The organism is Bradyrhizobium vignae, assembly GCF_004114425.1.
GTDB lineage: Bacteria > Pseudomonadota > Alphaproteobacteria > Rhizobiales > Xanthobacteraceae > Bradyrhizobium > Bradyrhizobium vignae.
Genome location: NZ_RDQF01000021.1, coordinates 45,240 through 60,024 on the forward strand (window position 1 = coordinate 45,240; position 14,785 = coordinate 60,024).

The 14,785-nt window shown below is 65.6% G+C and carries 14 protein-coding genes; 4 read left to right on the forward strand and 10 right to left on the reverse strand.

The window, feature by feature from the left end; translation table 11 throughout:
- The first annotated feature begins 20 nt into the window (after positions 1 to 20).
- Positions 21 to 986 carry a 2-hydroxyacid dehydrogenase gene (locus EAV90_RS19480; RefSeq protein WP_122405645.1) on the forward strand — a complete coding sequence of 322 codons (966 nt, stop codon included), beginning with the start codon at positions 21 to 23 and terminating at the stop codon, positions 984 to 986.
- A 127-nt stretch (positions 987 to 1,113) separates the two neighbouring features.
- Positions 1,114 to 1,335: a hypothetical protein gene (locus EAV90_RS19485; protein ID WP_407120762.1), complete on the forward strand. Its 222-nt coding sequence runs from the start codon at positions 1,114 to 1,116 to the stop codon at positions 1,333 to 1,335.
- Between the two features lie 32 nt (positions 1,336 to 1,367).
- Here the strand turns inward: EAV90_RS19485 and EAV90_RS19490 are convergent, their stop codons facing one another.
- On the reverse strand, positions 1,368 to 2,030 hold the full coding sequence (locus EAV90_RS19490) for a TetR/AcrR family transcriptional regulator (protein WP_129144389.1): 663 nt from the start codon (positions 2,028 to 2,030) through the stop codon (positions 1,368 to 1,370).
- A 106-nt stretch (positions 2,031 to 2,136) separates the two neighbouring features.
- Between EAV90_RS19490 and EAV90_RS19495 the strand changes: the two genes are divergently transcribed.
- The gene (locus EAV90_RS19495; RefSeq protein ID WP_129144390.1) at positions 2,137 to 2,781 is read left to right on the forward strand and encodes a glutathione binding-like protein; all 645 of its coding nucleotides are present in this window, start codon (positions 2,137 to 2,139) and stop codon (positions 2,779 to 2,781) included.
- A gap of 119 nt (positions 2,782 to 2,900) precedes the next feature.
- Here EAV90_RS19495 and EAV90_RS19500 read toward each other — a convergent pair whose 3' ends face one another.
- The 5 genes from EAV90_RS19500 to EAV90_RS19520 all read right to left on the reverse strand — a co-directional run bounded on the left by EAV90_RS19500 (position 2,901) and on the right by EAV90_RS19520 (position 9,887).
- Complete coding sequence (locus EAV90_RS19500; RefSeq protein WP_129144391.1) at positions 2,901 to 4,559, reverse strand: hydantoinase B/oxoprolinase family protein; 1,659 nt, start codon at positions 4,557 to 4,559, stop codon at positions 2,901 to 2,903.
- Positions 4,560 to 4,561: 2 nt separating this feature from the next.
- Complete coding sequence (locus tag EAV90_RS19505) at positions 4,562 to 6,646, reverse strand: hydantoinase/oxoprolinase family protein (protein WP_129144392.1); 2,085 nt, start codon at positions 6,644 to 6,646, stop codon at positions 4,562 to 4,564.
- A 141-nt stretch (positions 6,647 to 6,787) separates the two neighbouring features.
- A complete protein-coding gene (locus EAV90_RS19510) occupies positions 6,788 to 7,594 on the reverse strand; it encodes an NAD-dependent protein deacetylase (RefSeq protein WP_122405650.1) in 807 nt (268 codons plus the stop codon).
- Positions 7,595 to 7,663: 69 nt separating this feature from the next.
- Positions 7,664 to 8,500, reverse strand: coding sequence for an SDR family oxidoreductase (locus tag EAV90_RS19515; RefSeq protein ID WP_129144393.1), 837 nt, complete (start codon positions 8,498 to 8,500; stop codon positions 7,664 to 7,666).
- Positions 8,501 to 8,567: 67 nt separating this feature from the next.
- Complete coding sequence (locus EAV90_RS19520; RefSeq protein WP_129144394.1) at positions 8,568 to 9,887, reverse strand: solute carrier family 23 protein; 1,320 nt, start codon at positions 9,885 to 9,887, stop codon at positions 8,568 to 8,570.
- Positions 9,888 to 10,010: 123 nt separating this feature from the next.
- On the opposite strand from EAV90_RS19520, the gene EAV90_RS19525 reads away from it, so the two are divergent.
- Entirely contained in the window at positions 10,011 to 11,339 is a 1,329-nt protein-coding gene (locus EAV90_RS19525; RefSeq protein ID WP_122405653.1) for a dicarboxylate/amino acid:cation symporter, read from the forward strand.
- A 234-nt stretch (positions 11,340 to 11,573) separates the two neighbouring features.
- Here EAV90_RS19525 and EAV90_RS19530 read toward each other — a convergent pair whose 3' ends face one another.
- Genes EAV90_RS19530 through EAV90_RS19545 form a run of 4 tightly spaced genes read right to left on the reverse strand, consistent with a single transcriptional unit; the run spans position 11,574 to position 14,766 of the window.
- The gene (locus tag EAV90_RS19530) at positions 11,574 to 11,921 is read right to left on the reverse strand and encodes a RidA family protein (protein WP_122405654.1); all 348 of its coding nucleotides are present in this window, start codon (positions 11,919 to 11,921) and stop codon (positions 11,574 to 11,576) included.
- Positions 11,922 to 11,936: 15 nt separating this feature from the next.
- Entirely contained in the window at positions 11,937 to 13,058 is a 1,122-nt protein-coding gene (locus EAV90_RS19535) for an NAD(P)/FAD-dependent oxidoreductase (protein WP_129144395.1), read from the reverse strand.
- The gene (locus tag EAV90_RS19540; RefSeq protein ID WP_129144396.1) at positions 13,055 to 14,473 is read right to left on the reverse strand and encodes an FAD/NAD(P)-dependent oxidoreductase; all 1,419 of its coding nucleotides are present in this window, start codon (positions 14,471 to 14,473) and stop codon (positions 13,055 to 13,057) included. The genes EAV90_RS19535 and EAV90_RS19540 overlap by 4 nt, the downstream gene beginning before the upstream one ends.
- Positions 14,470 to 14,766 (reverse strand): (2Fe-2S)-binding protein, encoded by a 297-nt coding sequence (locus tag EAV90_RS19545; RefSeq protein ID WP_122405657.1) that lies wholly within the window; start codon positions 14,764 to 14,766, stop codon positions 14,470 to 14,472. The genes EAV90_RS19540 and EAV90_RS19545 overlap by 4 nt, the downstream gene beginning before the upstream one ends.
- Between the last annotated feature and the right edge of the window lie 19 nt (positions 14,767 to 14,785).

Consider the following 14,785-nt stretch of genomic DNA (forward strand, 5'->3'; position numbering starts at 1 on the left):
GAACCGACGAGGCACTTCGAATGACCCTGGGCACACTGGCCGTCCTCATCAACAGCACACAGCAGAACTGGCTGCCGGAGCGCTGGAAGGCCCGGTTCGAAGCGGTCTGCGGCGACCGCCGCGTGGTGCTGCTGCCGGACGCCGGGCTCGATCCGGCGGAGGTGCACTATGCGGCGGTGTGGAAGCCGGTGCCGGGCGATCTCGGTGCGTTCCCCAATCTTCGGGCCATCTTCAATCTCGGCGCGGGCGTTGATGCGCTGATGGCGGACAGGAGCCTGCCCGATGTGCCGCTGGTGCGCGTCGCCGTGCCCGATCTCACCAATCGCATGACCGAATATGTCGTCCTGCACGTGCTGATGCATCACCGCCAGGAGCTTTACCTCAGGCAATCGCAGCGCGAGAAACGCTGGGAACCAAAATATCAGTGGCCGGCAAGCGCGATCACGGTCGGCGTCATGGGATTGGGCACACTGGGGGCCGATGCGGCCGACGTGCTGCGGCGGCTCGGCTTCCGTGTCGCCGGCTGGAGCCGCAGCCCGCGGACGATCGACGGCGTGGTGTGCTTCCACGGCGCTGCGCAGATCGACGCGTTTCTGCGCACGACCGACATTCTGGTCTGCCTGCTCCCGCTGACGCCTGACACAAACGGCATCCTCAAGCGCGACCTCTTCACAAGGCTCCACCGCAACAGCCCGCTCGGCGCGCCCGTGCTGATCAATGCCGGCCGCGGCGGCCTGCAGAACGAAGCGGACATTCTCGCCTGTCTCGACGATGGCACGCTGGGCGCCGCCTCGCTCGACGTCTTCGTGCAGGAGCCGCAGCCGAAGGACAGCCGGTTCTGGACCCATCCCAAGGTGGTGTTGACGCCCCACAACGCTGCCGACACCGATGCGGACGCGATCTCGGCCTATGTCGCCGAGCAGATCGCGCGGTTCGAGGCCGGCGGCGCACTGGAGAACGTGGTGGACCGGGTCAGGGGGTATTGAGGCCGGCGGAGAGGCGCACGACCGTCTCTTAGTCGCGGTCGATCAGGGACTTTTCCGGCAAGCCGCTCGGCGCCGTCGAGCTCGTGATGGACAATGCCGATTACGAGACCTCGGCCGACCGTGCCTGGTGGCTTTCAATCGGCATCGCCGCGCTGGGCTCGTGCTCGCGACAGAAGAGATCGGCGCGCAGGTCATTGCCGTGCAAGGCGAGACATCAGGCGCCGACGGCATCGCAGCCACGGATGCGGCCGCGGAGGAAGTGCTGGGCTCGACCATCGAGCTGTCGAAGCAGTCGCAGCGGCTGCGCGACGAGGTCGATCTTTTTCTTGCGCAGATCCGCGCGGCGTAGCTGGCAATTGCGCGCAGGGGCCGGGACGACAGCTAGGACTTGGCTCCCACCATCACATCGATCGCGCCCTTCACGATCGCCTCGAGCTCCTTGCGCGGGACGCGCGCGCGCGAGCGGATGGCGATGGTGTGGATGGTGGCGGAGGCGATCTGTGCCAGCGCGACTGGATCGGCGCTCTCTCGCAACTCGCCTTTCTCCTTGGCGCGGCGGAAGCAACTGGCAAAAGCCTTGTCGAGTCCGGTGAGACCGTCGAGCACCATGGCGCGGATCTCGGGATCGCCAACGGCCTCGGACGCCGCGGTCACGACCGTGAAGCAGCCGCGCGGGCCGGTGTCACCGGACAGATAGATGTCCAGCGCGGACGCGTAGATGCGCTCCAGCCGCTGCCGCAGCGGCATCTCCTGGCGAAAAATCTCGACCATGGAAGCGCCGGCCTCCTCGCGATAGCGCTGGTAGCTCTTGATGTAGAGCTCGCGCTTGTCGCCGAAGGCGCCGTAAAGGCTCGGCCGGTTCATGCCGGTCGCTTCGCTGAGATCGTCGAGCGAGGTGGCCGCGAAACCTTGCTTGCGGAACAGATCGAGCGCCTTGCCGAGCGCGACATCGGGCTCGTAGGCGCGGGGACGGCCACGGCGCTTGGGTTCGCCGCGGCGCTCGGGCTCATTGGCAGCAGCTGGCGGCTTCGATTTTTGTACCATTTCGCAAAATAATCCTTGACCACGCCCATATTATGCAAGATGGTACAAAAATCAATCTGGCCAGGTTGAGCGACACCCAAAGAGGAATTGCCCAAGGAGGCTACAGATGGATCTCTATTTCTCGCCGCTCGCCTGCTCGATGGCGACACGCGTCGCGCTGTATGAAGCCGGCGCCGAGGCGAACTATCTCGAAGTCGATCCACCCACCAAGAAGGTGCTGAACGACGGCTCCGACTTCCGTACCATCAATCCGATCGGGCTCGTGCCGACGCTGCGCACCGACGAAGGCGTGGTGCTGACCGAGAACGCCGCGATCCTGCAATATGTCGCGGACCGTTTTCCGCAGTCCGGCCTCGGCACCGCAACGGGCATCGAGCGCACGCGGCTGCATCAATGGCTCTGCTTCATCGGCACCGAGCTGCACAAGGGCCTCTTCATTCCCGTGCTCGACCGCAAAGCACCGCAGGAGACAAAGGCCTATGCGCTCGAGAAGTACCTGTCGCGGCTCGATTATCTCGACAATCACCTGAAGGGGCGCGACTTCCTGCTCGACCATTTCAGCGTGGCCGATGCCTATCTCGTCACGGTCATCAACTGGACCATGGCGACGCCGCCGATCGAGCTCGCGAAATGGCCGAACGTGAAGGCGTACTACGAGCGGCTGCGCCAGCGACCTTCGATTGCTAGGGCGATCGCGGAGGAGTTCGAGTTGTACAAGGCCGAGCAGGCGCGGAAGAAGGCGGCGGCGTAAGGCTCGGAAATGGAAACGCCGTCCCGGCCGTGCAGGCCGGGGCGGCGCAAAACATTATCCGTACAGCACCCGCGGCAGGAATTGCTCCCCTCCTTTCGCTAGCCAGACGCCGAATGGCGTCACCGCGCGTATCCATAAACTGAAGCCGCATTGTCGGCAGACACGAGCCCGCTTTCGATGTCGTCCTCGATGGCCGCCCGATCGCGCTCGGTTGGCGCACCGATGCCGGCGCCGCCGGGCGTCAGCACCAGGAGGCGATCATCCGGAGGCACCTGCTGAAAGCCCTTGCCGCGCAGCTTCTTCCCGGATTTCAGGCCGACATAACCAGCCTCGCCGTCCCGGCCGCCATCGCGCCCGCGCGGCGGATGATCGATGCGGTCGAACGCAGCGAGAATGTCGAACGGCGCATCGACGCCGCTGCCGACCTCGATGATCTGGCCGAGGCCGCCGCGGGTGCGCCCTGCCCCGCCGGAATCCGGGCGCAGCTCCTTGCGCCAGAAGATCAGCGGCGTCTGCGTTTCCGCGATCTCGACCGGCGTGCCGCGCACGCCGCTTGGGTAAGCGGTTGCCGACAAACCATCTTTGCCGAAGCGCGCACCGGTGCCGCCATTGGAGGTGACCGCCATGGAGAACCCGTAATTGCCGCCGACGCCGCTTCGCGTCTGCCCGCGCACGTTGAGATTCCACAGGCACGACGTACCCTCCGCCGGCACGCGCTCGGGAATGATCTGGCGCAGGCAGCCGAACACGACGTCTGGCAGCATCTGGCCGATGACGTGGCGCGAGGCGACCGGCGCCGGCTTCGGCGCATTGAGGATCGCGCCCGCCGGCGCCGACACCGTCAGCGGCGAGAGCGAGCCGGCATTGTTGGGGATTTGTGAGGCGACGACGCAGCCGAGGCCGAACACGGTGTAGGCGGTGGTGTAGGACAAGGGCACGTTGATGCCGAACTTCGAGGCCGCGGAGGTACCGTCGAAATCGACGTGAATGCCGTCGTCCGAGATCGTCAGCGTCGCGGCCAGCGTCACCGGCTCATCATAGCCGTCAACCACCATGGCGTTGTGCCAGCTGCCCTTCGGCAGCTTGGCGATCTCGGCCAGCACGGCCTCGCGCGAGCGATCGCATATGTAGTCGCCGAGCTCGTCGAGCGTGTCGATGTCAAACTCGTTCATCATCTCGACCAGACGCTCGCAGCCGACGTCGTTGCAGCCGGCGAGCGAATAGGTATCGCCCTCGGTGTCGATCGGCAGCCGCGTGTTGGTGCGGATCATCGCCATCAGCGTCTCGTTGACGACGCCCTGGTCGATCAGCTTCAGCATGGGGATGTAGAGCCCCTCCATGAACACGTCGGTGGCGTCAGGTCCGAATCCGATGCCGCCGATGTCCATGAGATGGCTGGTGCAGGAGAACAGCGCGACGACCTTGCCGTCCTTGAAGCAGGGCGTCGTCACCACGAAGTCGTTGAGATGGCCGGTGCCCATCCAGGGATCGTTGGTGATGTAGGCATCGCCCTGCTTCATCGTCGCGATCGGAAAGTGAGCAATGAAATGCTTGACCGATTCCGCCATCGAGTTGACGTGGCCGGGCGTACCGGTCACCGCCTGCGCCAGCATCCGCCCGCTGAGGTCGAACACGCCGGCCGAGAGGTCGCCGCATTCGCGCACAATCGGGCTGAACGCGGTGCGGAGCAGCACCTGCGCCTGCTCCTCGACCACGGCGATCAGCCGGTGCCACATGATCTGGAGATCGATCAGGCTCGCGCCATTTGCCTTGCTCATGGTCAGGCCGCCTTTCGTTCCATGACGATGCTGCCGGCACCGTCGATATGCGCGTCGAAACTGGTGGAGACGAAGGTCGAGGTTTCGTCCTCCGCGATCACCGCGGGACCGGCAATGGTCGCGCCCGGCGCCATGTCCTCGCGGCGATAGAGCGGGATCTCGATCACTGCGCCCGCCCGGCCGTCGAAGAACTTTCGGCTGCCGGATGCCTTGGCCGCGGGCTTGCGCGCGACGGAAGCGGCGGCGGGCGGGTTGCGCGCCTCGGTGGTGGCGAGCACCGACCAACTCAACACCTCGATCGCAGCGCCCGGGATCGGCCGCTCGAACATTGCGGAATAATCCGTCTCGAACTTCTGCCGCAGGCCGGCGAGATCGGCCGTCATCAGCCGCCGGTTCGGCAGCTCGACCGTGATCTCGTGGCCCTGGCCGACATAGCGCATGAAGGCCGCGCGGCGCTCGCGCACCGGCGCACCGGCGGCGCCGGGCTCGACCAGCGCACGCGCCTCATTCGCCATTTCCTGCAAGAGATTGGAGACCGCCTCGGTGTCGAAATCATCGAGGCGGACATGCCGGCTGCGTACCAACTCATAGGCGATGGGCGCGGCGAGGAAACCGACGGCCGAGCCGACGCCGGCATTCGAGGGCACGATCACGCGGGAGACGCCGATCTTCTCGGCGACCCGCGCCGCATGCAGCGGCGCGGCCCCGCCGAACGCGATCAGCGTGTGCTGGCCGACCACGGCGCCGCGCTCGACCGCATGCACGCGCGCCGCGCTCGCCATGTTCTCGCAGACGACCTCGTGCACGGCATAGGCGGCCGTCTCCGCCGACAGGCCGAGCGGCGCACCGACATCGCGCAGCAACGCCTGCTTCGAAAGCTCCGGATCGAGCTTGATCGTGCCGGCCGCAAACGCATCAGGATCGATCATGCCGAGCGCGACGTCCGCATCCGTCACCGCCGGGCGCTGGCCGCCGCGGCCGTAGCAGGCAGGCCCCGGCTCCGAGGAAGCGCTCTCCGGACCCACGGTGACGCGCTTCATCGCGTCGACATGCGCGATCGAGCCGCCGCCGGCGCCGATCTCGACCATCTCGATCACGGGAATCCTTACCGGCAGGCCGGAGCCTTTGAGGAAGCGCGCGGCGCGATCGACCTCGAACACGCGCGAGGTCTCCGGCTGGTATTTTTCGATCAGGCAGATCTTTGCCGTGGTGCCGCCCATGTCGAAGGACAGCACCTTGCTCTCCCCGAGCCGCGCCGCGATCTGTGCCGCGAAGATCGCGCCGCCGGCCGGACCGGATTCGACGAGACGAACGGGAAAGCGCCGCGCCGTCTCGATCGAGGTCACGCCGCCGCCCGACGTGACGAGATAGATCGCGCCGCGAAACTGCTCGACCTGCAGGGCATCGGTCATGCGGGCGAGATAGCCGTCGATCAACGGTTGCACATAGGCGTTGGCGACCGCGGTGGAGGTGCGTTCATATTCGCGGATCTCCGGACACACGGCCGATGACACCGTCACCGAAATGCCGGGCATCTCCTCCCCGATGATCGCGGCCGCGCGCCGCTCGTGCTCGGGGTTGGCATAGGAGTGCAGAAAGGCGATCGCGACGCTCTCGACGCCCAGCTCACGCAATTTCGGCGCGAGCGCGCGCACGGCAGTCTCGTCCAGCGGGAGTCGGACGGCGCCATGGGCGTCGATGCGCTCTGGCACGGTGAAGCGCAGGGAACGGGGCGCCAGCGGCTTCGGCTTGTCGATGCTGAGATCATATTGGTCGTAGCGGCTTTCGGTGCCGATATCGAGCACGTCACGGAAGCCCTCGGTCGCGATCAGCGCCGTCTTGGCCCCGCGGCGCTCGATGATGGCATTGGTCGCGAGCGTGGTGCCGTGAATGAAGACGTCGATGTCGCTGATATGCGCACGCGCATCAGTGAGGATGAGGCGGATGCCGTCCAGCACCGCCTGCTCGGGGCGCTGCGGCGTCGTCAGCACCTTGCGCGTCTTGCGGTCCTGTCCCACGTCCAGCACGATGTCCGTGAACGTGCCACCGATATCCACGGCAAGCCGCACCTCGGCTCCCTCAAGCATTCCAAATTCTCCGTGCTGATCGTCAAGACCGGGTTTCGAAAACGCAGCAATTTCCGTGCCGTGAGGCAGCCGGCAACGCTGTGCCCGGCCATTCTGCGCGGCACCTATACAATAGGCAAGGCGTGTGCGCCGCTGGCGCGATCAGAGCAGGAATGCAAGCGCTGACTCGCAGCGCTCCTCGACCTTCAGCGTCAGGAGATCGTCGGCGCGGGTGCGGCCGAGATTGACCGCGGCGATCGGGATATTACCGCGCGCGGCGGCCTGGACGAAGCGGAAGCCGGAATAGACCATTAGCGAGGAGCCGACGACGAGCATGGCGTCGGCCTCTGCCAGATGATCCTGCGCGGTGGCAACGACGTCGCGGGGGACGTTCTCGCCGAAGAACACGACGTCGGGCTTGAGGATGCCGCCGCAGGCTTCGCAGGCAGGCACCTGGAACGACGAGAAATCCTCGTGCTCCAGATCGGCATCGCCATCAGGTGCATCGGCGGCATCGAGCGTCAGCCACGCCGCGTTCGCGCGACCAAGCGCATGTTGAAACTCGTCGCGCGGTGTCTTGCGGCCGCAGGCCATGCAGCGGACAAGATCGAGCCGACCGTGCAGGTCGATGACCTGCCGATGGCCGGCCGATTGATGCAGCCGGTCGACATTCTGGGTCAGCAGCATCCCACACCGGCCTTTCGCCTCGAGCCGGGCCAACGCACGGTGCGCATCGTTCGGCTTCGCCTGACCGAACCGCCGCCAGCCGACCAGGCTGCGCGCCCAATAACGCCGGCGCGTATGCTCGTCCGACATGAAGGCCTGGAAGTTGACCGGCTGGGTCCGCTTCCAGTTGCCTTGGCCGTCGCGATAATCGGGAATGCCTGAATTGGTGCTGCAGCCGGCGCCGGTCAGCACGAACAGACGTTCGTGCCGGCCGATGAAATCCTGGAGTGGGGAATCTGCCATGGCGCAGATGTAGTCTGTGCCGGCGGATTCTGCCAGATGCCGCGCGGCTCCCCGCCTGCCGGGCCCGACTTAGCTCGCCCAGTTCTCGCGAAACTCCGGAAACAGCGTGACACCCCCGCAGGCGTAGATGGTCTGCCCGGTGATGTAGCTGGCATCATCGGAAGCGAGGAAGGCAAACACGGCGGCGATCTCTTCTGGTGTCCCCACGCGGCCCAATGGAATGTGGCTGGTCACGACGCCGCGCTTTTCCGGATCGCCAGTCCAGGCCGCGTTGATCGGTGTGTCGATCGCCCCTGGACCAACGGCATTGACCCGAATGCCCCGGCCGGCGAATTCCAGCGCCAGCGTGCGCGTCAGATTGGCCATGCCGCCCTTGCTGATGGAATAAGCGAGATAGCCGGGCTTTGGGATGATCTGGTGGACGCTGGAGCAGTTGATGATGCTGCCGCCTCCGCCGCGCGCGACGAAATGCGCCAGCGCCTTCTGCGCGCAGAGCACGGCGCCGTTGAGGTTGACGTCGATGATGCGGCGATAGGTTTCGACGTCGAGCGCCTCGCTCGGCGACTCTCGCTGGAAGCCGGCATTGTTGACGAGACAGTCGAGGCGCTTCCAGCGCGCGAGGACCGTTTCGAACATCGCAGCGATATCCTCTTCCTTACCGACATCGGCCTTGACGATGATGTGATCGAGCCTGCCGTGACCGCGGTCGCTCGATGCCGTTCGCGCAAGGGCGAGCGTCTCCTCGGCCCTCCCGGGGTGATCGAAATAGTTGATGGCGACGGTCGCGCCTTCCTGCGCCAGGCGGATGGCCACGGCGCGGCCGATGCCTTGCGAGGCGCCGGTCACCAGGGCGTTTTGGCCGACGAGGCGCGATGGAAAGGAAGTTGAGCGTTCGGTTTGCGGCATGTGTTCTCTCCGGAATGAATCATCATGGATGGAACCGGCGTTTTGTTCCATCCCATATCGCCGGGATTCACGCGGCGCGCTGCGCCGGCGGCGAAGTCAGGATCTGATAAAGGATGATGGCCCCGAAGGTCGCGGTGCCGATCCCGCCGATCGTGAACGCGCCGAATTTCAGCGTGAGATCACCGGCACCCGCGGTCAGCGCCACGGCAACGGTGATCAGGTTTGCAGGATTGGCGAAGTCGACCTTGTTCTCGATCCAGATTCGGCCCGCCATCGCCGCGATCAACCCGAACAGCACGATCGAGACGCCGCCGATGACTGCGCCGGGGATCGACAGGATCAACGCACCGAATTTCGGCGAGAAGCCGAGCAGGATCGACACAATGGCTGCGAAGGCAAACAGCAAGGTCGAATAGACCTTCGTCGCCGCCATGACGCCGATGTTCTCGGCATAGGTGGTGACCCCGGTGCCGCCGCCGCAGGCTGCAACGATGGTCGCGAGGCTGTCGGCGAACAGGGCGCGGCCGAGATAGGCGTCGAGGCTCCGGCCCGTCATGGCGCCGACGGCCTTGATATGCCCGAGATTCTCGGCGACGAGAATGACGGCAACCGGCGCGATGAGGAAGATTGCATCGGCATGGAAGCTCGGCGCAGTGAAGTTCGGCATCCCCAGCCACGGCGCGGCCGAGAGTTGCGCGAAGTCGATCGGCTTGCCGAAGCCGAGGCCGTTCGCGAACAGCAAGTACAGGAGATATCCACCGATTGCACCGACGATGATCGGCAGGCGGCGCCACAGGCCTGGCGCGGCAACGGCAACCACGCCGATGATCAGGACGGTCGCGAGCCCGATCCAGGTGTCGAACGCATTGGCGCTCACCGCCTTGACCGCCACGGGCGCGAGGTTGAGGCCGATCGCGGCGACCACGGCGCCGGTGACGGCGGGCGGCAGCAGCCTCTCGATCCAACCGACGCCGGACCACATCACGATCAGCGAAATCAGACCGTACAGGACCCCGGCGCCGACGATGCCGCCGAGTGCAACCGGCAGGTTCGGGTTCGGCCCCTGCCCGGCATAGCCGGTGGCCGCGATGACGACGGCGATGAACGCGAAGCTCGAGCCGAGATAGCTCGGCACCCGCCCCGCGACGATGACGAAGAAGATCAGTGTGCCGACGCCGGAGAACAGCACCGCAACGTTGGGATCGAACCCCATCAGCAACGGCGCGATGATCGTCGATCCCGACATCGCGACGCAATGCTGCAAACCGGAAACGATGGTCTGGCCCCAGGACAACCGCTCCTCCGGCATGATCACGCCAGAGGTCTTGAGTCTCCAGCGCGGAAAATAGCCCTGTGCCTGCTCGTCCGAGTCTGTTGCGATCGTCATGTTCCCCCCGTTGCGGTCCAGCGATCGATGTTCGTGCGATCCGACAAAAATGTGATTGTCGCTTCTGCGGCGCCCATCACATGATGAAATCATGCAAGATCAATACGTTCCCGGGCCTACATTATGACACAAGTCGCGATCCAGCCAGCCATCCGCCGCCGGCACCAGCCCTGGTACAAGATCCTTTACGTCCAGGTGCTGATCGCGATCGTGCTCGGCGTGCTGATCGGCTACTTCTATCCCGATCTCGGCAAAGCCTTGAAGCCGCTTGGCGACGGCTTCATCGCGCTGATCAAGATGATGATCGCGCCTGTCATCTTCTGCACCGTGGTGCACGGCATCTCCTCGATGGGCGACCTCAAGCGTGTCGGCCGGGTCGGATTGAAGTCGCTGATCTATTTCGAGACGGTCTCGACCGTCGCGCTCGCGGTTGGCCTGCTGGTCGGCGAGATCCTCCAGCCCGGACACGGCTTCAACATCGATCCCGCCACCATCGACCCGGGATCAGTGGCGACCTACGTCACCAAGGCCAAGGAGGAGGGCATCGTCGCCCATCTGATGGCGATCATTCCCGACAGCTATCTGGGCGCCATCGCACGCGGCGACCTCTTGCAGGTGCTGCTGATCTCGATTCTCTCCGGCTTCGCCATCGCCTTCCTCGGCAAGGCCGGCGAGCCCATTGCGGACGCGATCGACAAGGCCGCAAAAATGTTCTTCGGCATCATTCGCATCATCGTGCGCGTCGCGCCGATCGGCGCCTTCGGCGCGATGGCGTTCACCGTGGGGGCCTACGGACTCGGCTCGCTGCTCAATCTCGCCGCGCTGATCGGCACGTTCTATCTCACCAGCATCCTGTTCGTCCTGATCGTGCTGGGTGCGATCGCGCGGCTGGCAGGCTTCTCGATCCTGCGCTTCATCGCCTATATCAAGGACGAGCTCTTGATCGTGCTGGGCACCTCGTCCTCCGAGACGGTGCTGCCACAGATGATCCAGAAGATGGAGCATCTCGGCGCCTCGCGCTCGGTGGTCGGCCTCGTGATCCCGACCGGCTACAGCTTCAACCTCGACGGCACCAACATCTACATGACACTGGCGACGCTGTTCCTGGCGCAGGCCACCAACACGCATCTGACCATCTGGCAGGAGCTCGGCATCCTCGGCATCGCCATGATCACCTCGAAGGGCGCCTCGGGCGTCACCGGCGCAGGCTTCATCACGCTCGCCGCGACGCTCTCGATCGTGCCTGATATTCCCATCCAGTCGATCGCGATCCTGGTCGGCATCGACAAGTTCATGAGCGAATGCCGCGCGCTGACCAATCTGATCGGCAACGGCGTCGCCTGCGTCGTCATCAGCATCTCCGAAGGCGAGCTCGATCGCGAGGCGCTGCACGAGACCATGGCTCATCCGCTGGAGATCGGCGAGACGTTGGAACCGGGTGGAGGTGCATAGCACGACGTCCGGTTCCGATGCGGTAGTTTCCCGGAATGGAAAAGCGGTGAGATACGCGTCACAACAACGGCGTTGGGATCACCGATTGATAGTCAATCTTTCAGCCCGACGCGCTGGGTGCAGGCGTCGGGCTTTTGAAAATCTTCCAGGACTGCGCGGCAGAAGTGCAGGATCAAGCCGCAGCTTGAGGAGACGACAGCGCGGCGAGCGCTGACGTCCCATGGGTCGATGCGATCAGCCCTTGAGCGCGGTGACCACCACCTCGATCAGCGCGCCGCCGCCGAGATCGGCGACGCCGACGGTGGCGCGGGTCGGCAGATTATCGCCGAAGAACTCGGTCCAGGCTGCGTCCATCTCCTTCTTCTTGGAGAGATCGGTGACGAAGATCGAGGCACTGACGACGCGGCTCTTGTCGGTGCCGGCTTCCTTCAGATAGCCGGCGATCTTGCCGAGGATATTGCGGGTCTGGTCGCCCATCGAGACCGAGGTGTCGTCGGCGATGGTGCCGCCGAGAAAGACGAAGCCATTGGCCTCGACGGCGCGATGCATGATGGGCGTGCGGATGCCGCGGGTGATGCTCATGATGTCCTCTTGTTGCTAGTGCGTGGAAGGATGGAAGCGGTCGATGCCGAGATCGCTGACGCGAGTCTGGGTGCCGCCGCTCACGATCAGCTCCGCCATGACGGCGCCGGCACCGGGGCCGAGCTGAAAACCGTGCAGCGAGAAGCCGAACTGGTGATAGAGGCCCTTGTGGCGGCTGCTCGGCCCGAACACGGGGATGTCGTCCTTCATCTTCGCCTCGATGCCGGCCCAGGCGCGGACGATGGTCGCGCTGCGCATCACCGGGAACAGCTCGAACACGGTCTGCGCGCTGGTCGCAAGACTCTTCCAGTCCAGCACCGTCTCGTTGCGGTCCTGGTACGGCGTCGCGAGGTGGCCGCCGCCGATCAGCACCGTACCGTTCTTGAACTGCTTGAACGAGAGCTTGCGCCCGCGCAGGATCACGACGGGGTCGATGAAGTGGGGCACGCGCGAGGTGATCATCAGCATCGGCGCCACGGTCTCGACCGGGACCGGCTCGCCGAGATCAGCCGCGATCTTGCCGGCCCAGGCGCCGGCAGCGTTGACCAGCACCGGCGCGGCAAAGCTCTCCGAACCGACATCGACGTGCCAGAGGCCGTCACGATGTCGGATGTTGGTAGCGGCCACGCCCTCGCGCACGGTCGCACCTGACTGCTCAGCCTTGCGACGGAACGCCGTCGTCGTCTGCGCCGGATTGGCCGCGCCGTCACGACGCGAGATCACGCCGCCGGGACAGGTCTCGGCCACCGCGGGCACCAGCCGGCGCAATTCCGCCGCATCGATCAGCTCTTCATGAGTGAAGCCAAGCGCATTGAGCTCGGCGACGCGGGTGCGGCAGACCGCGAGCTCGTCCTCGTTCTCGGCAACCAGCACCTGGCCGTAGCTCTCGAAACTGCAATCGTCGTCGACGAGCTCCGAAATCTTCTCCCAGATCGCCATCGAACGGATCGACAGCGGAATCTCAGGGATGTGCCGTGCAAGCTGGCGGACGCCGCCGGCATTGACGCCGGAAGCGTGGCGGCCGGCATAGTCCTTCTCGATCAGCACCGGCTTCAAGCCGGCAAGGCACAGGTGCAGCGCGGTCGAGCATCCGTGGATGCCGCCGCCGATGACGATTGCATCCACGTTTTTGCTCATCCGCGCACCACGGCCTTGACGTCGGCCTCGCTCTTCGGAACGGCGGCGAGCTCGGCGAGCGTGATCGGCTTCACCGGCGCGCGCAGCCGATAATAGCCGATCTCCTGCGGGGTCTTGCCGCGCGCCTGCGCCATCAGCTCGGTGACGGTGAGGCCGCAGAGCCGGCCCTGGCACGGGCCCATGCCGGTGCGGCGATAGGCCTTGAGCTGGTTCGGCCCGGTCGCGCCGATCGCCACGGAATCCAGAACGTCCTTTGCCGTCACCTCCTCGCAGCGGCAGACGATGGTGTCGTCAGAGGGAATGCGGAACTGCGGCGCGGGACGGAACAGCGTGTCGAGGAACAAGCGGCCACGCTCGGCCTTCGCGAGCTCGGCACGGAGCGTCGCCGTTGCGGGGAGTTTGGCGGCAGAAGCGGGCGCCAACGCTTCGACCGCGGCGCGCGCGGCAATACGACCGCGCACCACGGCTGCATTGGCACCCCCAATGCCTGCGCCGTCACCGGCGATCGCGATGCCGGCGACTGAGGAGTTGCCACTCGCATCCAGTACCGGCGACCAGCACAATTGAAGGTCGTCCCAGCGATGCTCGATGCCGGCCGCCATCGCCAGGTTGACGTTCGGCACGACGCCCTGATGCAGCAGCAACAGATCCGCAGGAATGGTCTCGCGCTTGCCGCCGGCGACATAGCTGACGCTCGCGAGCTGGCCGTCGCCAGCCGCGGCAAGCTCGGTGAGGCCGGAGACGACCTGCACCTTGGCCTTCACCTCGCGCATCATCGACAGGCCCTTGGCGAAATAGGGCGAGGTCAGGAATGCAAAGGCATGCGGCAGCGCCGCGAAGTAGTTGCCGCGCTCGGTGGTGTCGAGGATGCGATCGATGCGACCGCCGAGGCGCAGGATCTGCGCGGCGAGCAGCCAGAGCAGCGGGCCCTGCCCTGCGATCACGGTGCGGCCATCGGGCACCATCGCCGAGGACTTCAGCATGGTCTGCGCGGCACCCGCGGTCATCACGCCCGGCAGCGTCCAGCCGGGAATCGGGAACGGCCGCTCCAGCGCGCCGGTCGCAAGGATCACGCGCTTGGCCTTGATGAAGGCGGAGGCGCCGCCGATCGAGACGGCGATCTCGAGATTGCGGTCGAGACTCCAGACCGTGGCACGCTGGATCACTTCCGCATTGCTGGCGCGCAGCGTCTGCACGAGATCGGCACCGACCCAATAATCGGCGCCGAGCTGATCGCGCTCGGTCACCGGCGTGGAAGAGATGGCGCGGAACACCTGGCCGCCGGGGCCGATGTTCTCGTCGAGCAGCAGCGTCGACAGGCCGGCCTCGGCGGAGGTCGCGGCAGCAGCAAGACCCGCCGGCCCCGCGCCGATCACCACGACGTCGTAGTCTTCGCGCCTGGGAGCCACAGTCATTTTCCGATCTCCCGCTTGCCCTTCTGAATCTCGATCTGCATGCCCTCGGCGACGGGCACGAGGCAGCCCTGTCGATTGCCGACGCCATCGATGGTGACGAGACAGTCGAAGCACACGCCCATCATGCAATAAGGCAGGCGCGGCGCGCCGCTCACCGCAGTCGAGCGCCGCGCATCGCGGCCCGAGGCCAGCAGCGCGGCGGAGACGGTGTCACCCTGACGCGCCGCGACGGCAACGCCGTCGACGAAGATCTGCACCTGCGGCCGCTTGTCCTGTTCGGATCGTCTAAACATGGGGATGCCTCTTGGCTCC